Origin of the sequence: Streptosporangium longisporum, from assembly GCF_039534895.1 — a bacterium.
GTDB lineage: Bacteria > Actinomycetota > Actinomycetes > Streptosporangiales > Streptosporangiaceae > Streptosporangium > Streptosporangium longisporum.
This window is the reverse complement of record NZ_BAAAWD010000017.1, coordinates 37,152-57,638: the sequence shown is the minus strand read 5'-3', so window position 1 is coordinate 57,638 and position 20,487 is coordinate 37,152. Positions and strand designations below refer to the sequence as shown.

General features: G+C 72.8%; 18 protein-coding genes. 8 read left to right on the top strand and 10 right to left on the bottom strand.

From position 1 onward, the window contains the following. The first annotated feature begins 237 nt into the window (after positions 1-237). Positions 238-4,104, top strand: a complete 3,867-nt coding sequence (locus tag ABD832_RS31100) for a hypothetical protein (RefSeq protein ID WP_344902338.1) — start codon at positions 238-240, stop codon at positions 4,102-4,104. On the opposite strand, the gene ABD832_RS31095 is transcribed toward ABD832_RS31100, so the two are convergent. Continuing rightward, the gene (locus ABD832_RS31095; protein WP_344902335.1) at positions 4,088-4,486 is read right to left on the bottom strand and encodes an NUDIX hydrolase; all 399 of its coding nucleotides are present in this window, start codon (positions 4,484-4,486) and stop codon (positions 4,088-4,090) included. The two genes, ABD832_RS31100 and ABD832_RS31095, sit on opposite strands and share 17 nt — an antisense overlap. 73 nt (positions 4,487-4,559) lie before the next feature. Between ABD832_RS31095 and ABD832_RS31090 the strand changes: the two genes are divergently transcribed. Next, a complete protein-coding gene (locus ABD832_RS31090; protein ID WP_344902332.1) occupies positions 4,560-5,210 on the top strand; it encodes a DUF6758 family protein in 651 nt (216 codons plus the stop codon). Positions 5,211-5,356: 146 nt separating this feature from the next. Here ABD832_RS31090 and ABD832_RS31085 read toward each other — a convergent pair whose 3' ends face one another. After that, complete coding sequence (locus tag ABD832_RS31085) at positions 5,357-7,111, bottom strand: right-handed parallel beta-helix repeat-containing protein (RefSeq protein ID WP_344902329.1); 1,755 nt, start codon at positions 7,109-7,111, stop codon at positions 5,357-5,359. Positions 7,112-7,191: 80 nt separating this feature from the next. Between ABD832_RS31085 and ABD832_RS31080 the strand changes: the two genes are divergently transcribed. Genes ABD832_RS31080 through ABD832_RS31070 form a run of 3 tightly spaced genes read left to right on the top strand, consistent with a single transcriptional unit; the run spans position 7,192 to position 9,758 of the window. After that, positions 7,192-8,115, top strand: coding sequence for a TetR/AcrR family transcriptional regulator (locus ABD832_RS31080; protein WP_344902326.1), 924 nt, complete (start codon positions 7,192-7,194; stop codon positions 8,113-8,115). Between the two features lie 11 nt (positions 8,116-8,126). Beyond that, positions 8,127-8,843 (top strand): MBL fold metallo-hydrolase, encoded by a 717-nt coding sequence (locus tag ABD832_RS31075; protein ID WP_344902323.1) that lies wholly within the window; start codon positions 8,127-8,129, stop codon positions 8,841-8,843. 6 nt (positions 8,844-8,849) lie between these two features. After that, positions 8,850-9,758 carry a RecB family exonuclease gene (locus ABD832_RS31070; protein WP_344902320.1) on the top strand — a complete coding sequence of 303 codons (909 nt, stop codon included), beginning with the start codon at positions 8,850-8,852 and terminating at the stop codon, positions 9,756-9,758. A 177-nt stretch (positions 9,759-9,935) separates the two neighbouring features. On the opposite strand, the gene ABD832_RS31065 is transcribed toward ABD832_RS31070, so the two are convergent. Both ABD832_RS31065 and ABD832_RS31060 read right to left on the bottom strand, forming a co-directional pair. Beyond that, positions 9,936-10,808 (bottom strand): alpha/beta fold hydrolase, encoded by an 873-nt coding sequence (locus ABD832_RS31065; RefSeq protein WP_344902318.1) that lies wholly within the window; start codon positions 10,806-10,808, stop codon positions 9,936-9,938. Positions 10,809-10,908: 100 nt separating this feature from the next. Further along, positions 10,909-12,978: a DEAD/DEAH box helicase gene (locus tag ABD832_RS31060; RefSeq protein ID WP_413224493.1), complete on the bottom strand. Its 2,070-nt coding sequence runs from the start codon at positions 12,976-12,978 to the stop codon at positions 10,909-10,911. A 264-nt stretch (positions 12,979-13,242) separates the two neighbouring features. Here ABD832_RS31060 and ABD832_RS31055 point away from each other — a divergent pair, with 264 nt between their 5' ends. Beyond that, entirely contained in the window at positions 13,243-13,908 is a 666-nt protein-coding gene (locus tag ABD832_RS31055; protein ID WP_344902312.1) for a ferritin-like fold-containing protein, read from the top strand. A 478-nt stretch (positions 13,909-14,386) separates the two neighbouring features. Here ABD832_RS31055 and ABD832_RS31050 read toward each other — a convergent pair whose 3' ends face one another. From ABD832_RS31050 to ABD832_RS31035, 4 genes are all read right to left on the bottom strand, one after another. Then, positions 14,387-14,617, bottom strand: a complete 231-nt coding sequence (locus tag ABD832_RS31050) for a DUF3107 domain-containing protein (protein ID WP_344902309.1) — start codon at positions 14,615-14,617, stop codon at positions 14,387-14,389. A gap of 282 nt (positions 14,618-14,899) precedes the next feature. After that, positions 14,900-15,529: a TetR/AcrR family transcriptional regulator gene (locus ABD832_RS31045; RefSeq protein WP_344902306.1), complete on the bottom strand. Its 630-nt coding sequence runs from the start codon at positions 15,527-15,529 to the stop codon at positions 14,900-14,902. Positions 15,530-15,590: 61 nt separating this feature from the next. Beyond that, positions 15,591-15,902: a hypothetical protein gene (locus ABD832_RS31040; RefSeq protein WP_344902302.1), complete on the bottom strand. Its 312-nt coding sequence runs from the start codon at positions 15,900-15,902 to the stop codon at positions 15,591-15,593. Between the two features lie 516 nt (positions 15,903-16,418). Then, on the bottom strand, positions 16,419-16,733 hold the full coding sequence (locus ABD832_RS31035) for a hypothetical protein (protein WP_344902298.1): 315 nt from the start codon (positions 16,731-16,733) through the stop codon (positions 16,419-16,421). Between the two features lie 605 nt (positions 16,734-17,338). On the opposite strand from ABD832_RS31035, the gene ABD832_RS31030 reads away from it, so the two are divergent. Continuing rightward, entirely contained in the window at positions 17,339-18,250 is a 912-nt protein-coding gene (locus tag ABD832_RS31030) for an alpha/beta fold hydrolase (RefSeq protein ID WP_344902295.1), read from the top strand. Positions 18,251-18,338: 88 nt separating this feature from the next. Then, positions 18,339-19,520: an adenylyltransferase/sulfurtransferase MoeZ gene (moeZ, locus tag ABD832_RS31025; RefSeq protein WP_344902292.1), complete on the top strand. Its 1,182-nt coding sequence runs from the start codon at positions 18,339-18,341 to the stop codon at positions 19,518-19,520. Positions 19,521-19,694: 174 nt separating this feature from the next. Here moeZ and ABD832_RS31020 read toward each other — a convergent pair whose 3' ends face one another. Both ABD832_RS31020 and ABD832_RS31015 read right to left on the bottom strand, forming a co-directional pair. After that, positions 19,695-20,000 carry a winged helix-turn-helix domain-containing protein gene (locus ABD832_RS31020; protein ID WP_344902289.1) on the bottom strand — a complete coding sequence of 102 codons (306 nt, stop codon included), beginning with the start codon at positions 19,998-20,000 and terminating at the stop codon, positions 19,695-19,697. Further along, complete coding sequence (locus tag ABD832_RS31015; protein ID WP_344902286.1) at positions 19,997-20,479, bottom strand: hypothetical protein; 483 nt, start codon at positions 20,477-20,479, stop codon at positions 19,997-19,999. Before ABD832_RS31015 ends, ABD832_RS31020 begins: the two co-directional genes overlap by 4 nt. Between the last annotated feature and the right edge of the window lie 8 nt (positions 20,480-20,487).

Genomic DNA, 20,487 nt, shown 5'->3' with positions numbered 1-20,487 from the left:
TCTTGGCCGGCCGGTGAACTCAAAATTATGCGGACAAACCCCCTCAATTCCGGCGCTCGCTCGATAAATCTGACTAGAGAGGTCTCGTCATCGCGGCCCGGACGTGTTGCTCTGGACTGTGGGCGACCGACCTCAGGCGGCGGGTCGCGGGAGGTGATCGTTTACGGGGAACGGGGTAGGAGTAGGGTCGCGTTCGATTTGCCGCATCCATAGGGGTTGCGGTCTACCGGCGCGGAGATGACTGGAACGATCCGGGGTGGTGACCCCGGGCCGAAACGGGCTTCCTACGAGGAGGTGCTGAGCGTGGCCTCGGGCTCCCACGACCCGCGCTCGAGAGAGTGGCCGGAGGGCGACGGCGGCGTCCACGGCGACGGCGCGTACGGCCACGGCGTTCACGACGGTGTCCACGACGGCGCACACGGTCACGGCATCCGCGACGGTGTCCACGACGGCGTCCGCGACAGCGCGCACGAAGGCGTCCGCGACGATGCGCACGGTGACGACGTCCGCGACCCCGGCGCGCACCGGCACGGAGACCGCGACGACGCCACGGACCAGGCGGGACGACGGCACCTCCACACCCCCGACCCCTACGCCCCGGACCCTTACACCCCCGGTCACCCCCACGCCCCCGGCCCGTACGACTCCCCGCCCACCCTCCAGCACTCCCCGCCCGGCCCCTCCGGCGAGGACTCGCGAGGGGTGCCGCTGGCCTCCCCGTGGCTGCTCCCGCCGTTCTCGGCGCCGACCCCGGACGACGACGAGCCGCCCCGGGCCCGCCCCGAGGGGCTCGGTGGCGAGCGCCGCCGCCCCTACGGCAGGCCCTACGCGCCCGCTCCCGGCCCGGCCGGGCCGTCCACCTCCGGGACGCCGTCCGAACCGCCCCCGGCCACCCCGCCGGCGCCACCGCCCGCGTCCTCGCAGGACCCCCCGCCGGTGCCCCCGACCCCTCCTGTGTCGTCCTCTGGTGCCCCTGACCAGGCCTCCGGTCCCCCTGGCCAGGCCTCCGGCCCCCCTGACCGGGCCTCCGGTCCCCTTGACCGGGCCTCCGGTCCCCTTGACCGGGCCTCCGGCCCTCCTGCCCCGGCCTCTGCCGAGGGCGGTCCCTCCGGTGACCGGCCACCGGGGCCTGGGCGTCACGCCGTGCCCGAGGGCGGTCGCCCGCGCCTGGTGAACCGTCCCGACCTGCTGGTCGCCTCCGGCCCCCCGCCCGAGCGCAGGGGCAGGAGGCGGGCGGAGCGGCCCGACCTCCTGGTGGCCTCCGGCCCGCTCCGTGAGCGGACAGGGAGGGAAGACGCGGCCCGGGAGCGAGCCGCGCAGGAAGACGCGGCCCGGGAGCGGGCCGCACAGGAAGAGGCGGCCCGGGAGCGAGCCGGAGAAGACACGGCCCCGCCGCCCGCCCCCGCCCCGCCCCGGGAGGGGATCAGGGTGGGACCGGTCATCCCGGCGACCCCCGAACCCGCGCCGGAGCCGGAACGGCCCGCCGCGGCCGTACCGGAACCGCCGCCCGCCCCCGAGCGGCCCGCCGCGTCCGTACCCGTTCCGGACCGGCCCGCCACGGCCGTCCCCGGACCGGAACGGCACGCCGAGCCGGAACGGCCCGCCGTGCCGGTCGAGGACGACTTCGAGCCGGTACGCAGGGTGGGCCGCCCGCCGGGAGGAAGACCCGCCAGGCCCGACCTGCTCGTCGCGCAGGGCCCGCCGGGCAGGCGCGGTCCCAACGGCGGACGGCACCACCGGCCGTCCGCCGCACCCTCGGCGGTCCGGCGCTCCAGCCCGACCAGGCGCAGGCGCGGCCGGGGCCTGGTGCTCCCGTTCCTGATGGTCATGGTCCTGGCGGTCGCCGTCGGCGGCGGCCTGGTCTACTGGGGCTGGGTGAACAGCCCGTTCGCCACCGGTCTCCAGCTCGTCGGCGACGAGGTCGGGACGGGCGACGACGACTTCGTGCCGCAGGCAGGTGTCGGCGGCAACGGCTCCAACCAGGTGCTCAACGCGGTGAGCGCGGTGGGCTCGGTCATGGTCGCGGTCGGCAGTGACACCACCAGCCCGGTTCCCCGGCCGCTGTTCCTGGTCTCGTCCGACTCCGGCGCGACCTGGCGGCTCGGCAAGGTGACCGGCCCGGCGGGGCAGGAGACCGGGCCGACCACGGTGGGCCGGGTGGCGGGCGGCGACGGCCGCTGGCTGGCCGCGGGCAACGACCCCCTCGGCTCCGGGCACGGCCTGTGGACCAGCACCGACGGCGAGGAGTGGGCCCTCGTCGACCCGGCCGGGCTGGCGGACGCCTTCTCCCGCGGCGACAAGATCATGGACCTGGCCAGGACCCGGTCCGGGTTCGTCGCGGTCGGCGCGACGGTGCTGCAGGACGGCGGCACCGGTGCCGTCGCCTGGGTCTCCCCGGACGGACGGACCTGGGACCGGGTCGAGACCCGGGAGATCGGCACACCGGACAAGGTCCGGGGCATCAAGGCGGTCGTCGCCGCCGGGGACACCGTCGTCGCGCTGGCCGATCCCGCGCAGGGACAGTCCACCTCGGTCATTCTGCGCTCGACCGACGGGGGCAGGACGTGGCAGCGGACCGGTGCCGCCCTCGACGGCGTCGTCCCCGAGCCGGGCGCGCTGGCCGTGGCCGGGGACGGGTTCGTGCTCGTCCCGACCCAGCAGCGCGACGACAAGGGCGAGGTGCGCGTCCACTGCTCGCCCGAGGGCGCCGACTGGAAGGCCTGCGGGACCATCACCGGCCTGGGACCCGACGGCTCGGGCGTCAAGCGCCTGGCCTCCTCCTCGGCCGGGGTGGCCGCGGTCGTCGAGTCGGGTTTCGAGCGCTACACCGTCCACACCAGCACCGACGGCCGTGACTGGCGCAGGACCACCGACCTCGGCACGGTGCCGGGCTCGCTGCGTGCCCTGGCCCTGTCCGACGCCGGCACGCTCGTCGTCGGAGGCGACGAGCGTGCCGCCGACGTGGACAACCGGGTGGTCCTGATCACCGCGTCCAAGGGCGGCGAGCCGCGGCCGGTCACCCTGGACGGGATCGAGGGCCTGACCAGGGCCGCCAGGGAGACGGCCAGGGTCGCCGCGGGGGACGGCCGGTTCGTCGCGGTCGGCTCCGTCTCCGGCGACGCCGGGATCTGGAGCATGGGCACCGGCCGCCAGAACTGGACGTCGGGCGGCCCGGCACGGCTGCTGGGCGGCCCGTGGCGGCAGGCGCTCGCCGACGTCGCGTACGGCGAGCGGGGATGGCTGGCCGTGGGCGGCACGATGACCGACGCCTCCTCCACCGAGCCGCTGCTGGTCACCTCGTCGGACGGCGAGAGCTGGCGCAGGGTGCCGCTGCTGGGCCCGCTGGCGCCCGCGGCCGACCACGACTTCCTCGCCCCGCACGCGGTGGCGGTGGGCGCGTCCGGCTACGTCATGGCGGGCGAGGACCGGGGCCCGGCCGCGACCGTGCCCGTCCTGTGGTTCACCCCCGACCTCAAGCGCTACACCCGGGCGGCCAAGCTCCCCGCGGGCGGCACCGGGGTGCGGCTCCACGACGTCTCCGCGACCTCGTCCGGGTACGTGGCCGTCGGCGGCACCGGCACGGCCGAGCGCGAGACCGGGGTGGTCTGGGTCTCGGCCGACGGGGTCACCTGGAGCGCGCGCAAGCCGGTCCTGCCCCCGGGGGCGACCTCCGCGGGGCTGCGGCACGTGGTCCTGTTCGGCGGGTACGTCGTCGTCGGCGGCACCGCCCGTACCGAGGACGGCGTCCGGGCCTTCGGCGCCGTCTCCACCGACAACGGGATGAACTGGGAGTTCTCCTGGCTCCCCGCCGACCGGGCGTCGGCGGTCCACGACCTCGCCGCGACGCCGGAGGGTGTGATCGCGGTCGGCTGGCAGGGTGTCCCCGGCTCCGGTGACAGCGTGGCCTGGATCTCCGAGGACGGCCTGACCTGGAAGCGGCACACCCCGGGCCGGGGCGGCCCGGACGGCCTGGACGGCGACGGGGCCCAGTGGCTCGGCGCGGTGGCGGTCTCCGGGGAGCAGGTGCTGGCCCTGGGCCGTTCCACGACCTACAGCGCCGACCACCTCATCCTGTGGCGCTCCACGCTCACCTCGGCCCGATGACGCCCCACCCGGTCAGCGCGTCCAGCAGGCCGGGGACGAGGGGGAGCGAGCCGAGCTCGGCCGGGGCGACCCACCGGGCGTCCAGGGCGTCGTCCCCGGGGACGAACGCCCCGCCGGTGACCTCGGCCAGGTAGTCGCGGATCTCGTACACGGCCCCGTCGACGCCGGGACGGTCGACGGTCCCGGCGAGGGGGCCGGGCGCGACGGTCAGGCCGGTCTCCTCCAGGACCTCCCTGGCCACCGCCTCGGAGTCGGACTCCCCGGGCTCGACGCGGCCACCGGGGATCGACCACAGCCCCTCGCCCGGGGGACGGCCGCGACGGACCAGGAGCATTCGTCCGGAGGCGTCGACGACGATCGCCCCGACACAATTTACGCGCACCTGAACAACATTACAGTGCGATAACGGACAGGACTCTTGACGGCGGGCGCCGGAGGAAGCAGCGTGGGTAGACGTGAAAGCCGCCCCTACCTGCCCACGGTGTTTCGGTCCGCTCCGCCCGCCGGGTGCCTGGTCGAGTGCATGGAGCTGCGGTCCGCACGGCGACGTCCTCCCGCTCCGGCCACCCAGATCCCCCTCCGCGGCCTCGGTGGAGGCCGTCACCCGCCTGTCCCAGGTCCCCGTCTGGGTCCCCTGGCCGCTGCCCGCGGGCTGGCTGGTCACGGGGTTCGCCGACGTGGGCGACGAGCGCGACGGCGCGCGGGCGACCGTGACCGCGCTCTCCGGTCCCTCGCTGACCCACGGGCCCGCCGACCTGCTGATCGTCGCCGAGGAACCGGGTGTGGGGCTGGGCGCGGCCCTCGCCGGGCTGGAGGGCACCGATCCGGGGACCGGGTTCGACAAGGGCCCGCCGCACGCCAAGGTCGACGTCAGAGGACACCCGACCGCCCTGTGGTGCGTCACCGCGGCCCCCGACCGGGCCGTCTACGCCGGGGAGGCCCTGGGGAACTGGCTCTGGACGATCGTGTGGCCGGTCGAGGCGGGTTATCTGATCACCCTGGCCGAGCTGTCCCTGCGCGACCTCCGCGAGCGCGACCAGGCCCTCGACCTGCCCTTCGGGGCGTTCTCCCCGCGCCTGGCGGCCCTCGGCACCCCCGAAGGCTAGCGGAACGGCCCTCCCCGGCGGTCGGAGCCGGTGTCACCGGCTCCCGGACGGCCGGCGGAACGGTCTCCGGGCCGGGGCCGGTCACGGGCTTCCCGGCGGTCAGGGCCGATGCGGGTTCCCGGACGGACGCCGGGCCGGTCGGACGGTCAGGAGACCGGCCGCCGCTCCCTCAGGTGGGCGTGACCGGCCTCCAGGCCCGCCAGGGCGACGACGCCCGCCGCGCGGGAGGCGAAGTCGGCCTCGTCGGCGGCCACCACGTCACCCTCGACGGTCACGCCGGGCGGGGGCTCGTCCCAGCCCACCGGGGCGGCGTCCCAGAGGTTGCCGCGCAGGACGACGTTCTCCAGCGGCGGCCACACCTGCAGGGTGGCGGTGTTGTCGGCACGCTGGACGGCGTTGCCCTCGACGGTGACCCAGGCGGCGCCGTAGTCGGTGTAGAGCGCGAAGTTGTACGGCGTGAGCGTGTCCCGGACGACGTTGCCGCGGATCAGCGCGCCGTCGTCGTGGGAGCCGCCCTGCGGGCCGGACAGGTAGATCCCGCCGCCGTCGGCCAGCACCTTCAGCGTGTTGAAGACGAGGTTGCGCAGGATGTGGGTGCCCCGGCCGGGACCGGCCACGATGCCGCAGTGCGGGACGTCGTTCACCTGGTTGCAGGCGATCACGCAGTCCTCGCCCCCGGCCACCGCGATACCGGGCGAGCCGGAGTACTCCAGCCCTGTGTCGTGGACCAGGTTGTTCTCGATCCTGACCGCCCGGCTCCCGGTGACGGTGAGCCCTCCGCCGCAGACGTCCTCGAAGACGTTGCCGCGGACCAGGACGTCCGCGCCGCCGGAGAACCGCAGCGCCGTGGCGCCCAGCCGGGTGAAGCGGCACCCCTCGACCGTGACCCGTACGGCGTCCTCGAACACGACGTTGGCGGGGATCGTCAGGGATTCCGCGGGGACCGTCACCCACGCCCCCTCGCCGAACGACACCTTCTCGATCGCACCCCCGTCGTAGTAGCCGGTGCCGTGGTAGTGCAGGAAGCCCTCGGGACGGTTGGGCCGCAGCCAGGTGGCGTCGGCGAAGGTGACGCCCTCGAAGGCGACGTCGTGCGCGCCCGCGACCCTCACCAGGGTCTCCAGGGCGGACGCGACGACCTCGGTCCGCCCGGGATCCTCGCCGGTGCGGGGCCGGTAGCGCAGTACGTGCCGTCCCGGCAGGGAGGTGTCCAGGACGAAGGTGCCCGGTTCGGTCAGGAACCCCGTGCCGTTCTCCACCCGGGTCGGCAGGCCGGGGCCGTAGGACTCGCCCCCGCCCTCCCAGGGCACCACCGAGTTGTAGAGCTCGACGGCCCAGCCGAAGGCGGGCTCGGCCATGGTGACGACGGTCGAGTCCCCGTCGGCCTCGACGGCGGCGACGCCGAGGCGGGCCTCGGTCCACGGGTAGACGCCGCGCAGCACGAACTCCACGTCGGCGGGATTGCCCCAGCTCAGCGGCTCCGCGCTGTCGGTGACGTATCCGGTGGCGGTCCTGACGGCGTTGCCGGGGAGGCCGTCGATCGAGGCCCGTTCCACCCTGCGGCCGTCGACGTGCAGGCCGCGGGTCTCCAGGTCGCCGACCTCGGCCGTCCAGACGCCGTCCTGCCCGGGCCGGACGGCGATCCGCCTGCCGCCGCTGACGACGGTCTCGCCGCCGTCCCCGCCCCGGTAGGTCACGCCGGAGTCGGCCTCGGTGAGCTCCAGGGTCTCGATGAGCCGGTGGACGCCGGGGAGCAGGTGCACCACGACCGACGCGTCCCGCGCCGGATCACGCGCCAGGTCGCGGGCCAGGTCGCGGGCGCGGGCGAGGGTCGCCAGCGGTCGTCCGGAGGTGCCGGGCCCGGTGTCGTCACCGGAGGGGGACACGTAGAGTTCGTTCAAGAAGAGCTCCTTGTTTATGCTGTAAACAAATCTATACACTATAAACAGATAACGGGGCCGAGCGTCAAGGGAGGGGGACGGTGGCCGCCCAGGAGGATCCGGACCGGACCGTCGAGCTGCTGTGGCGGGAGCCGCGGGACGCCGTGTCCAGGCAGGGGCTGAGCGTCGGCGCGATCGTGAGCGCCGCCGTCGAGATCGCCGACGCCGAGGGGATCGAGGCGCTGTCCATGCGGCGGGTCGGTGAGCGGCTCGGCTTCACCGGCATGTCGCTCTACCGGCACGTTCCGGGGAAGACCCAGCTCGTCGACCTGATGTGCGACGCGGTGCTGGGCGAGACCGTGGCCGAGGTGGAACCGTCGGCCGGTTCAGGCCTTCCGGCAGGTTCGGACGTCCCGCCCGGTCCGGGCGGCCGGTCCGGGTGGCGTGAGGCCCTGGAGGCGTGGGCGCGGCGCTACCGGGCGCTGTGCCGACGCCATCCCTGGCTGGCCGGTGTGCGCGGCACGCGGTCCGTCCCCGGGCCGAACGCCATGGCCGGCTTCGAGCACGCGCTCGCCACCGTGGCGGGGATCGGCCTCGGCCCCGCCGAGATGGTCGCCGTGGTGGGCCTGGTCGGCCGTTTCGTGGAGGGCGAGGCCGTCAGGGAGGCGGAGGTCGCCAGGGTCGAGCGGCGGACGGGCGTCTCCGAGCAGGACTGGTGGGGGGCCAGGGAGTCCCTTTTCGCGGAGCTGTCCCGCTATCCGACGCTGACCGCCGTGTGGGAGGCGGGCGGCTACGACGAGCCCGAGGACCCCTTCGAGTTCGGCCTGCGGCGGGTGCTGGACGGCGTCGAGGCGCTGATCCGTCAACGTGATGAAAGGCGTGACGAAAGCCTCTCGTGCGCGGTGTGCGGCACGGCCATGGAGCGCGGCGGGACGGGGCGCCCGCGGGCGTACTGCTCCAGGGGTTGCCAGCAGCGCGCGTATCGCGGACGCCGCTCCGGACCGCGGGGCGGGATCAGGCAGTAAAGTTCGGAAGCGTGACAGCGCGTATCGAGCGAGTGGTGACCGAGGGCGTCGTCGATGTCGACGGCGTCGAGCACAAGGTCGAGAACAACACGTGGATCCTGGGCGACGACGAGGACGCCATCGTCATCGACCCCGCGCGCGACGCGGAGAAGATCCTGGAGAAGGTCGGAGAACGTGAGGTGCTGGCGGTCATCTGCACCCACGGCCTGCCCGACCACGTGGGCGCGGCCATCGAGGTGGCGGCCAGGGACGAGGCGGTGATCGCCCTTCATCCCAAGGACCGGCCGCTGTGGCGGCTTACCTGGCCCGACACCTGGCCCGACATCGACATGGAGGACGACGGCCTGTTCGAGGTCGCCGGCGTCCAGCTGGAGGTCATGTCCACCCCGGGCATCTCCCAGGGCGGCGTCTCGCTCTACTGCGAGGGCCTGGACGCGGTCTTCACCGGCAAGACCCTCCAGGCCGACGGCCCGGGACGGATCGGCGGCGAGTACCCCGCCCTGGCCGACCAGCTGACCGCCATCGGCGGACGGCTGTTCACCCTCCCCCACCGCACCCGGGTGCTGCCCGCGCACGGCGAGGAGAGCACCGTCGGCGACCTGGAGCCCCAGTTCGACGCCTGGCTCTCCGGTTCGCTGACCCGTGGTCCGGAGGCCCCCGAGGAGGAGGGTCCGCTGACCGACGGCACGCGCGCGGCGGGAATCCGGCTGAACCTGCGGGACGAATAGTCCTCGATGGACCAGCTTCCCCTGGAGGGCATGCCGCGGCGGTTGTACTCCTGCACGCCGTCGCGGCTGAACACCTGGCTCGACTGCCCCCGGCGCTACCGGTTCACCTACATGGACCGGCCGGCGCCGCAGAGGGGCCGGCCCTGGGCGCACAACAGCGTGGGCGCCAGCGTGCACAACGCCCTGGCCGCCTGGTGGCGGGAGCCGCCCGAGCGGCGCACGCCCCAGGTCGCCGGGCTGCTGCTCGACCGGGGGTGGATCGGCGAGGGGTTCCGTGACGCCGAGCAGTCGGCCACCTGGCGGGACAGGGCCCGCGAGATGGTCTCCGGGTACGTGGCGAGCCTGGACCCCGCCGCCGAACCGGTCGGCGTCGAGCGCACGGTGGCCACGCGGACCGCGACCCTGGCCCTGTCCGGCAGGATCGACCGGCTCGACCGTCGCGGCGAGGAACTGGTCGTGGTCGACTACAAGACCGGCCGCCGCCCGCTGAACACCGACGACGCCCGCTCCTCGCTCGCCCTGGCGGTCTACGCCATCGCCTCCTCGCGGATGCTGCACCGGCCCTGCCACCGCGTCGAGCTCCACCACCTGCCGACCGCCTCGATCGTGGAGTGGGAGCACACCGACGAGTCCCTGGCCCGCCACCTCGGCCACGCCGAGGAGATCGCCGAGGAGGCGTCGCGGGCCGACGACGGCTACCGGGCCTGGGCCGCCGAGGCCCGCCCCGCGGCCGGGCGGACCTCCGCGCGGGCCGCGGGCGCCGACCGGACCCCGCCCGCCGTGCCCCCCGAGATCGACGCGATCTTCCCGCCCCGTACCGGACCGCTCTGCTCGTGGTGCGACTTCCGCCGCCACTGCCCCGAGGGGCAGGCCGCGGGCGAGGACCGCGAGCCCTGGGCCGCGCTGGCGGACTAGGGACGCGCCCCTCGGACCCTCACACGTGGTGCGGGCCGGGGACGCCCGTGCACCCGGCGGGCAGGACACGGTGGGGGACCAGGGACGCGCTCGTCGGGCCCTCGGCCGGGATGCCCGTGAGTCCGGCGGGCAGGACACGGTGGGGAACCGCCGCGCGGCCCCCCGACGGGACCCGCCTCAGTTCCTCAGCGGGTTCTCGGCGGCGTTCCAGAAGCGGATGAGGGCGGCGGCGGTGGTCTCCGGGGCCTCCACCGCGGGGGAGTGGGCCGCCCCGGGGACGACCACGCAGTCGGCGTCCAGCCGGTGGGCCATCTCCGCCTGCATGTGCGGGGGCCAGCCGTCGTCGTGCTCGCCGTACAGCACCAGGGTGGGGACCTCGACCTGGGTGAGCTCGTCGCAGCGGTCCGCCGCGGAGAGCACCTCCTCGGTCATCGCGAACATTCCGGTGACGGAGTTGGCGAACAGCCGCTTGCGCAGGAAGGCGACGATCTCGTCCGACACGCCGGCCGCCATCGCCTCGGGCTCCATCCGGGTGTGCCACATGTGCTCCAGGCCCTGCTCGGGCAGCTCGGAGATCATGAAGCGGCCCGCCCGCGCCCGGGGCCCGACGATCGCGGCGGGCCCGGAGCTCATCAGCGTGTAGGAGGCGAAGCGGGTACGGCCGTCGATGACCGCCTCCCGGGTGACCAGGCCGCCGAAGGAGTGGCCGACCAGATGGACGGGGGCGCCGTGACCGATCACCTGGGCCAGCACGTCCACGTCGTTGCCGAGCGCGGCGCAGGTGTAGGCGGACCGGTCGTCAGGGCCGCCGGTCTCGAACTGGCCCCGCATGTCGATCGCGACGACCTGGCGCCCCGACTGGGCGAGCGTCTGCAGGACCGCGATGAAGTCCTCCTTGCTGCCCGTCAGGCCGGGGACCAGCAGCGCGGGCCGGCGCTCGGGGACGCCGCTGACGGGTATGGCCTCCAGTGCGGCGAAGGCGCCGACGGCCGTCTCGATCCGACGGGAGCGGACGCCTGGAGGCAGGGTCAGAAAACGCGGCGTACTCACGTGGCCCCACGATACCTCTCTTGTTGACATCGCTCCGTGCGTCCTGGAGCGCGAAAAGGGGCGCCACCGCACGGTCGCGCCCCTTTCGACATCGAGACCGCTAGCTCGGGCGGCGCGGCCCTCGCTGCTGGGCACCGCCGCGCACCGGCGGCCTGCGACGGCTCTGCACGCGCTCGGAGGCCGCCGAAGGGGCGATCTCGTCGTCCTCCGAGGCCAGGTCGGGCGACTTGAAGATCACCGAGAACGGGCTCGGAGGAATGATCTTCTCGGGCTGCGGCCGGGGCGCGGGGGCCTCCGCCACGGGTTCGTCGTCCCAGCGCTCGGCCATGGTGTCGTCGTCCTCTCTGAGATCCGTCACCGGCTCCTCGGCCCACGAGGGGGCCTGGGCCGTCTCGGCCACCTGCTCGCGCCTGCCGCGGCGCCGGCGCGGGGCCGTCTCGTCCTCGGCCGGCTCGGCGTGGGCCTGCGTCTCGGGCGTGCCGACGAGGCTCACCTCCGGGTTCAGGCCGGCCTTGCGGGTCCGGCCCCGGCGGGGCGCGGACTCGGCGTGCCGGTCGTCACGGGTGTCGTCACGGATGTCCTTGCGGGGTGCCACGTCCGTCTCCACCTCGGCGATCTCGGCGACAGGGGGCTGAACCTCACGGACCGCCGGGACGTCCTGGACCGGCAGGGTGTCCTGGACCGGCTCGACGTCCCGGACCTGCCGGGTCTCCTCGGACGTGATCGGCGCGGGGGTCTCCTCGCCGGTCCGGCCGCCACGGGTGCGACGGCGCTCGCGGGACGTGCGCGCGGGGCGCTCGCGGCGCTCCTCACGCTCGTCGTCGCGTCCCCTGCGGGAGTCGTCGGGCCCGCGGCGGGAGTCGTCCTCGCGTCCCTTGCGGGGGGAGCGGGAACGGATCCGCCCGGTCTCGCCGAGGTCCTCGACCTCTTCGGCGGCCAGGCCCGCGCGGGACCGGTTGGCGCGCGGCAGCACGCCCTTGGTGCCCGGGGGGATGTTCAGGTCGCTGAAGACGTGCGGGGAGGTCGAGTAGGTCTCGACCGGCTCCGGGAAGGAGAGCGAGAGCGCGTTGTTGATGACCTTCCAGCGGGTCATGTCCTCCCACTCGACGAAGGTCACCGCGATGCCCGTCTTGCCGGCCCGGCCGGTGCGGCCGATCCGGTGGACGTACGCCTTCTCGTCCTGCGGGCAGTCGTAGTTGACGACGTGGGTGACGTCGTCGACGTCGATGCCGCGCGCGGCCACGTCGGTCGCGACCAGCACGTCGATCTTCCCGTTGCGGAAGGCCCGCAGGGCCTGCTCGCGCTGGCCCTGCCCGAGGTCGCCGTGGACGGCCGCGGCCGCGAAGCCGCGCTCCTTGAGCTGCTCGACGACCATGTCGCAGGCGCGCTTGGTCTCACAGAAGATCATCGTCAGCCCGCGGCCCTCGCACTGCAGCAGGCGGCCGACGATCTCGATCTTGTCCATCCGGTGCGTGCGCCAGACGAACTGGGTCGTCTGCGGGGTCGCCTCGGCCTCGATGTCGTTGTTCTCGGCCCGCACGTGGGTGGGACGGGTGAGGTAACGCCTGGACAGGGCGACGATCTCGCCCGGCAGGGTCGCGGAGAACAGCATCGTCTGCCGCTCCGCCGGGATCAGCTTGATGATCCGCTCGATGTCGGGCAGGAAGCCCAGGTCGAGCATCCGGTCGGCCTCGTCCAGGACGAGGGTCCCGATCTGGCTGAGGTCGAGGTGCTTCTGCTTGACCAGGTCGAGCAGGCGGCCCGGGGTGCCGACGATGACGTCGACGCCCTGCTTGAGCGCCTCGATCTGGGGTTCGTAGGCGCGCCCGCCGTAGACGGTGAGGATCCGCGAGCCGAGCTTGCCGGCCGCCGTCACGAGGTCCTCGGTGACCTGGACGGCGAGCTCGCGGGTCGGCACGACGACCAGCCCGCGGGGCTTCTTGCGGTTCTTCCTGGGCTTGCCGACACGCTGCAGCATGGCCACGCCGAAGGCGTAGGTCTTGCCGGTGCCGGTCCGCGCCTGGCCGATGATGTCCTGGCCGTTGAGGGCCAGGGGGAGTGCCATCTCCTGGATAGGGAACGGCGCGATGATGCCCTCGGTCTCAAGGGCATCGGCGATCTCTGGGGTGACTCCGAGGTCTCGGAACGTCGTCAGCTTGGCCTGCCTCATTCTCCGTTGAAGGCAGGCCTGCCGGGACCACGGGCAGAAAACGTGTTCCCCGTGCCGGGTCCTCGCGGAAGGTCCAGCCCTCTCATGTCATCAGCGACCGCTGCGGCGTCACGCCGACTGTTGGGGGCGTACGGGAGTGGATATCCCGGATTAACACGGTGCGGTCGCACTTTCACAGAGCAGTGTACTCGATACCACAACGGAGAACCGATTTCTTCGTATTCCCGGTGAATCGTGAGGTCGGAGAGCTCGTAGGCTGCCTTCATGAGTGACTCCCCTCCGGGCATCGCCGACCTGCTCGGTGTCCTCGCGTACGCCGAGCTGACAGCCTTCCTCAGACTCGCCGAGGACGCCACCCGCCACGCCCCCTCGCTGACGGATCGGGCCGCTCTCGGCGGTCTCGCCGCGGTCGAGTACGCGCACTTCGAGCTCCTGCGCGACCGGATCGCCTCCCTGGGCGTGGACCCGGAGGAGGCGATGGCGCCGTTCGTCGGGCCGCTGGACGCCTGGCACGCCAGGACCACGCCGGGTGACTGGCTGGAGGCCCTGGTCAAGGCGTACGTGGGCACCGGCATCGCGCTCGACTTCTACCGCGAGGCGTTCTACCGCGAGGCCGCCGCCGGGATGGGCGAGGAGACGCGCAGCCTGGTCGACGAGGTCCTGGTCGACGAGGAGCGCTCGCAGTTCGCGGTCGAGCGGGTCCGCGCGGCGCTGGAGGAGGACCCGAAGCTGGCCGGGCGGCTGGCGCTGTGGTCCCGGCGGCTGGTGGGGGAGGCGCTCAGCCAGGGTCGGTACGTGGCCGAGGCCAGGCCCGCGCTGGCGGAGCTGCTGGCCGAGGCGGCCGGGGGGGAGATCGGCAAACTCGTCACCCGGCTGACCGAGGAGCACGGCGAGCGGATGGCCGCCCTGGGGTTGACCCCGGGTCCGTGAGCACCGCCCCGAGAGCCCGGGGTCCCTGGGTCCCTGGGGCCGTGAGCATCGCCCCGGGAGCCCTCAGGGCCTCGTGGGAGCCGCGTGAGGGTGTCGTGGGCTCCGTGGGCTCTCCGTGGGTCCCCGGGTCCGCCGACGGGCGGTGAGAGGCGGACCGGCGGGCCGGTCCGTGGATCGGGAAGCGTCCGGCGGCGAACCGCTGTAGCGTGCCAGGCATGAGGGCCTCGCGCCGCTATGGCAGTTCCTTGACGAGATGTGGACCGAACCGCTGGACCTCGCGTCCGGTGCTGCGCAGGGAGGGCGCGACCTGCCCGGCCGTCGGCCGGGGCCGGGAGCATCTCCGCCGCGTCCGGCGCCCGCGCTGCTGCGGGTTCGGCGAACGGGACGAGTGCCCGGGCACCTGAGGGTCCGTCGTGCCGGATCCGCGGACCGCGCCACGCCGGTGAGGGGCGACGACCTGGCGCGAGCCCGGGATCCGTCAGAGCGTGCCGCCGAAACCGACGGGACGCGCCTCCTCCTCGCCGATCTCGATGAAGCCGAGCGAGGCGACGGGGACGATGACCTTGCGGCCGTTGACGTCGGTGATGGTGAAGACGCCTCCGCTGGACGCGAGGGCCGCGCTCAGCTCGTTCTCGACCTGTTCGGCCGTGAGGTCGGTCTCCACCACGAGTTCACGGTGCACGGAACGTACGCCGATCTTGATTTCCATCCTGCTCCCTTTCGATGAGGGTTGCTCGTCCCATGGTCGCCCCATCGGGGATCCGACGCGCCGTCTGATCGCGTCAAGCGAACAGTGATCGCGGCGGGTGAACGGGGACGAGCCGGTCCCGGGGGGTCCGGGCGGGCTTCGGGGCGGACGGTCGCAGGAGAGATCGCGCCGGTGGGGGACGGTCCCGGCGCCGGTGGCGTCGCTTCAGGACGGCACGCGGGCGGGTTTCGTGGACGGCACGAGGCGCCCTCGAATCTCCACGAAAAGGACGTGGGGCCGTCCTCAGTGGTCGGCGACGGTGCGGGGGAAACCGGAGATGCCGCGCCAGGACAGCCGTGCGATGAGATGGGTGGCCGCGTCCTTGGGGATGGAGCCGTTGCTGGTGATCCAGTAGCGGGCGCTGACCTCGGCCATGCCGACGAGGCCGACGCCCAGCAGGCGCGCCTCGTCGCTGGAGCAGCCGGTGTCCTCCTGGATGACCTGGCTGATCATCTCGGCGCTCTCGCGGAGGTTGCGCTCCATCCGCTGGCGGACCGGGGCGACGTTGCGCAGGTCGGACTCGAACACCAGCCGGAACGCCTCACCCTGGCTGGAGACGAAGTCGAAGAAGGCGCCGATCGCGGCCTGGACGCGCTGCTTGTTGTCCGTGGTGGAGGCGAGCGCGTCCCGGCAGCGGGTGATCATGTCGTCCACGTGCAGGTCGAGCAGGGCCAGGTAAAGCTCCTGCTTGCCCGGGAAGTGCTGGTACAGGACCGGCTTGCTGACCCCGGCCCGCTCGGCGATCTCGTCCATCGCGGCCGCGTGGTAACCGTTCTCCACGAACACTTCCTGCGCCGCGCTGAGCAGCTGGCGGCGGCGGGCCGTCCGGGGCAGCCGGGTGCCCCGGGGCTTGGCGTCCGGGGTAGCGGTCACGTGGGTCTCCTCGGGTGATGCTCCTGGCGTCTGGGGCCATCCTACGCGTGGGTAATGCGCGTCAGCGATAGTCGTCCTCGTCGAGTTCGACCGTGCGGCGCTGCTCGAAGGCGTCGGCCGGGTCGGCCTCCAGGGGGATGACCTCGGGCCACTCCGGGTCGTCCTCGCGCGGGGTGCGGCTCTGCTCCACGACGTCGGAGGGGTCGGCCTCACCGTCGGCGGACGGGCCGAGGGGCGAGGCGGAGCCGCCTTCGCGCACCGGCCGGTGCTGCTCGGCGGCGTCGGCCTCGGGCGTCTCGACCGGCAGCTCCTCGGCACGGTGATCGGCCGTTCCGCCACGCTGGGTCTCGCCGTGCACGTCCATCTCTGACATCCCCTGTCGTCATCCGGGCTACGGCACGTTCCCTCTCCCGTGCCCGTTCCCGCAAACGTCGGACACGGCCCAGCGTACGACCTGTGCTGCCGCACGCCGGGAAGGACGCGGCGCCGGAGCGGCGGGATGGTGCTCACCGTCCCGGCGACGGTTTGTACGCGGTCGCGGAGGGGGTGAGGAGGTGAGGGTGGGGACGGGGAAAGGCCCGGGAAGAGGAGAAGGCGGACGGCACGGGGCGAGGACACCGCGGTCCGAGAACCGCGCTGCCCCCGCCCGTGTTCGTGAGAAATGAGAACTCGCACTGTGTCGAGAGTCAGGACTCCGGGAAAGTCGCTCCCGGATTCCCGCCTTCACCGTCCGGGTCGCGTCCCTCTGGAAGAAAGCGATCTGGGCGGATGCGGAATCCCTGTCCCTCCGTCACGGTCCGGATCGCGGAGAGCCGCGGATCCTTCCGTGATTTTCACGACGTTCCGAGGTCGCGTCACACCGGATCAGGATGTTTCCGCGATTCGGCGACTAGCGAACCGGCACGACCGGGTCGGCGGCGACGAGCGGCACCACGCGGTCGGTGCGGTTCTCCAGGTCGTTGTTGTTGTCGTTGTTGTTGTTGATGATCAGCTTGAAGCGCTTGTGGTGGTGACGGTACCGGTCACCACAGCAGTGGCGACGGTGACCCCAGCCGCAGCCGTGGGTCGGGAAGGCGGCGGCGGTCACCGTGGTGACCGAGGCGGCGGCGGACGTGACGGTGGTCGCTGCGCCCATACCGACGACTCCACCGGTCAGCGCCGTGCTGATCGCGAGCCCTGCGATGACACTGTTGAACTTGGGCATTGCGTTTCCCCCTTGAAAGGTTCGGTTACCCGATTTTCGGCATTTTCTGGTCAAGCCAGAAATTGTCGGAGATGACCAGCAATCAGCCATCCCTGCTTGTCATGGTTTCCTCGCATCTCTTACGACAAACGAAGATCGCGGCCTTTTGCCCTTTCCTTGGCTGGCTATTATTGAACTTAGATAATAAACGTAACTTATATTATGAAATGTCTTTAATGTCGTATTTGTTCTAGGGTTCCGGGTGTGGGCGGGGGGTCGTCGGCCGTCCTTCGGCCGGGCGAGCGTCCGGGAAGGCCGTTCATCTAATGACGATAAATGCGCTAATAAAAGGCATTGTGTGAAAATGGTCTTATGTGGCTTTTGTCGGTCCCGGGACGCGCTTTCGCGGGCCGCGGGACCGAACCTGCGCGGGCCCTGCGCGAGCCGTGCGCGGGCTTCTGCGTGCACGGGCCCCCGCGAACCCCCGCGAGGCCGCGGGAACGGGCTTCCGTGGACCGTGGGAACGGGCTTCCACCCGGCCGTGAGCACCGGCTTCCGGCGGCTCCCCGGCCGAACCACCGCGGGCCGAACTATCGTGGAAGGAGGCCGGACGAGTAGGAGGAACAGTGGCGCGTATCCCGATCCCCCACTGGCCGGGGGAGATGGTCGACCTCGGCGAGCAGCGGGTCCACGTACGGTCCACGCCCCGGGAGGCGGCGGAGACCGCCGTCTACGTGCACGGGCTGGCGGGTTCGGCGACCAACTGGACCGACCTGATGGGCGAGCTCTCCGACCTGGTGACCGGCCACGCCCTCGACCTGCCCGGCGCCGGGTACTCCCCGGAGCCGCCGGACGGCGACTACTCCGTCGACGCCCACGCCCGGATCGTCGTCGCGCTGATCGAACGGGTCTCGGCCGCGCCCGTCCACCTGTTCGGCAACTCCCTGGGCGGGTCCGTCTCGGTCCGGGTCGCCGCCACCCGCCCCGACCTGGTGCGCTCGCTCACCCTGATCTCACCGGCCATGCCCGACCTCGTCCCCCGGTACGGGCCGGCGCGGGTGGCGCTGACCACGGTGCCCCGGCTCGGCGAGTGGGCCGCGGACCGGCTGACCATGCTGCCCGCCGAGCGCAGGCTCGGCGCCACCATGGCCATGTGCTACGCCGACGTCGGGCGGATCCACCCGGACCGCCTGCGGGAGGCGGCCGAGGAACTGCGGCGCAGGGACGGGCTGCCGTACTCGGGGGCGGCGCTGGTCAACTCGGCCCGGGGCATCGTCGCCGAGTACTTCCGGCGCGGCGAGGCGAACCTGTGGCGCCAGGCGGCCACGGTGAACGCCCCCACGCTGGTGATCCACGGCCGCCACGACCGGCTCGTCAACCCCCGGATGGCCGCCCGCGCCGGGCGGACCTTCCCCCGCGTACGGCTGGTACTGCTGCCCGACGCCGGGCACGTGGCCCAGATGGAGCTACCGGAAAGGGTGGCCCGCGAGGCCAGGCTCCTGATCCGTGAGGCGCTCCTCGCGCCGGTCGGGGAATGAGCCGGGCACCGGTTTGGTTTGTGCAGGGAGTGTGCTGTGCTAGCCGCCAGCCGCAATCGCCGAGACCCCCTGAAACGGGAGCAGAACTGTGTCGTTGCCACCGCTGGTAGAGCCGGCAGCCGAGCTGACCGTCGACGAGGTGCGCCGTTACTCGCGTCACCTGATCATCCCGGACGTGGGCATGGCCGGGCAGAAGCGCTTGAAGAACGCCAGGGTGCTCTGTGTGGGCGCCGGCGGCCTGGGCTCGCCCGCCCTGCTCTATCTCGCCGCCGCGGGAGTGGGCACGCTCGGCGTCATCGACTTCGACGTGGTCGACGAGTCGAACCTGCAGCGCCAGGTGATCCACGGCCAGTCCGACGTGGGCCGTCCCAAGGCCGAGAGCGCCGCCGACAGCGTCCGTGAGATCAACCCGCTGGTGAATGTGGTGGTCCACAACGAGGCGCTCACCACCGACAACGTGATGGAGATCTTCTCCGGCTACGACCTGATCGTGGACGGCACCGACAACTTCGCTACCCGTTACATGGTCAACGACGCGGCCGTGCTGCTCGGCAAGCCGTACGTGTGGGGCTCGATCTACCGCTTCGACGGGCAGGCCAGCGTCTTCTGGGCCGAGCACGGCCCCTGCTACCGCTGCCTCTACCCCGAGCCCCCGCCGCCCGGCATGGTCCCCTCCTGCGCCGAGGGCGGCGTGCTCGGCGTGCTGTGCGCGTCGATCGGCTCCATCCAGGTCAACGAGGCCATCAAGCTCCTCGCGGGCATCGGCGAGCCGCTGGTCGGCCGTCTGATGATCTACGACGCCCTGGAGATGACCTACCGCTCGGTCAAGGTCCGCAAGGACCCCGAGTGCGTGCTGTGCGGCAAGAACCCCACGGTCACCAGCCTGCTGGAGGACTACGAGGCGTTCTGCGGCGCGGTCTCCGAGGAGGCCCAGGAGGCCGCCTCCGGCTCCACCATCACCGCGGCCGACCTCAAGTCCATGCAGGACCGGGGCGAGAACGTCTACGTGATCGACGTCCGCGAGCCGAACGAGTACGAGATCGTCTCCATCCCGGGCGCCGTGCTCATTCCCAAGGGCGAGTTCCTCAACGGCTCCGCCCTGGAGCGGCTCCCGCAGGACAAGAAGATCGTCCTGCACTGCAAGTCCGGCGTCCGTTCCGCCGAGGTGCTGGCGGTCGTCAAGAACGCCGGTTTCTCCGACGCCGTCCACGTCGGTGGTGGCGTGCTGAGCTGGATCAAGACGGTCGACCCGAGCCTGCCGGCCTACTAGGCGGGCACCTGGGCGGGCACCGGCCACCCGTACGCGGGCGCCCCGCGGAGCGATCGCTCCGCGGGGCGCCTTTCGTTTCGTCCTGAGCGGTTCGCCCCGTCGGCCGTCCCACCCGCCCCGCCGTCGTGCCCGCCGGGACCGTCCCGACCGCCCGGCCGGGCGGGCCGATCGGGGTCACTCCGGGGCGAGGGTGAGTCCCGAGCTCGCGACGATCTCCTGGAGGGCGGAGACGTGTGCCCGGTAGGCCCGCCGTCCCGGGGCCGAGAGCCTGAGCCAGGTGCGCGGGCGCTTGCCCACGTACCCCTTGCGGATGTCGACGTATCCGGCCGCCTCCAGGGCGGCGGCGTGCTTGGACAGCACCGAGTCGCTCAGCCCCACCTGGTCGCGGACGAACCCGAACTCCGCCTCCTCCGCGGCGGCCAGCAGCGAGACGATCCGCAACCGGGCGGGCGCGTGGATGACGGGGTCGAGCTCGCTCACCGGGTCTCCTCGGCCTGCTCCACGCCCGCCGCGAGCCGGCTCGATATCCAGCGCCCGACGAGCGGCCCGGTGGCGGCCATGAACGCCGTCATCACCAGGCAGCCGTACGTGCCGGAGTAGGCGACCCGGGCGGCGTCCAGGGGGAAGGCGACGGCGAACGCCACGCCCATGCTCGCCAGCACCCAGACGACGAACCCGGTCAGCGCCGCCGCGGACAGGAGGCTCCGGTGGGCGCGCATCCGGGCGGCGAAGGTCAGCCTCAGCACCAGCCCGACCAGGGCGATCGTCAGCACGACGATGCCACCGGCCGTCACCGCCGGATCGGTGCCGGGTTCGGAGACGAACGTGACCCCGGTGGCGAAGAGGGCCACGCCGACGGGGTACCAGGCGGGAAACCAGGGTTCGGCGCGCAGGGCCTGTGCCTGGGTGGTGCGGACGTCGGCCAGCGTGCGGGCGGCGTCCTCGGGGGAGATGCTCATCGGGGCTC

Coding starts and splice junctions, on each gene's coding strand:
- ABD832_RS31055 (WP_344902312.1), top strand. CDS start 13,243: ATGAGTGACTCCCCTCCGGGCATCGCCGACCTGCTCGGTGTCCTCGCG.
- ABD832_RS31100 (WP_344902338.1), top strand. CDS start 238: ATGACTGGAACGATCCGGGGTGGTGACCCCGGGCCGAAACGGGCTTCC.
- ABD832_RS31050 (WP_344902309.1), bottom strand. CDS start 14,617: ATGGAAATCAAGATCGGCGTACGTTCCGTGCACCGTGAACTCGTGGTG.
- ABD832_RS31040 (WP_344902302.1), bottom strand. CDS start 15,902: ATGTCAGAGATGGACGTGCACGGCGAGACCCAGCGTGGCGGAACGGCC.
- ABD832_RS31070 (WP_344902320.1), top strand. CDS start 8,850: ATGGACCAGCTTCCCCTGGAGGGCATGCCGCGGCGGTTGTACTCCTGC.
- ABD832_RS31015 (WP_344902286.1), bottom strand. CDS start 20,479: ATGAGCATCTCCCCCGAGGACGCCGCCCGCACGCTGGCCGACGTCCGC.
- ABD832_RS31060 (WP_413224493.1), bottom strand. CDS start 12,978: ATGAGGCAGGCCAAGCTGACGACGTTCCGAGACCTCGGAGTCACCCCA.
- ABD832_RS31035 (WP_344902298.1), bottom strand. CDS start 16,733: ATGCCCAAGTTCAACAGTGTCATCGCAGGGCTCGCGATCAGCACGGCG.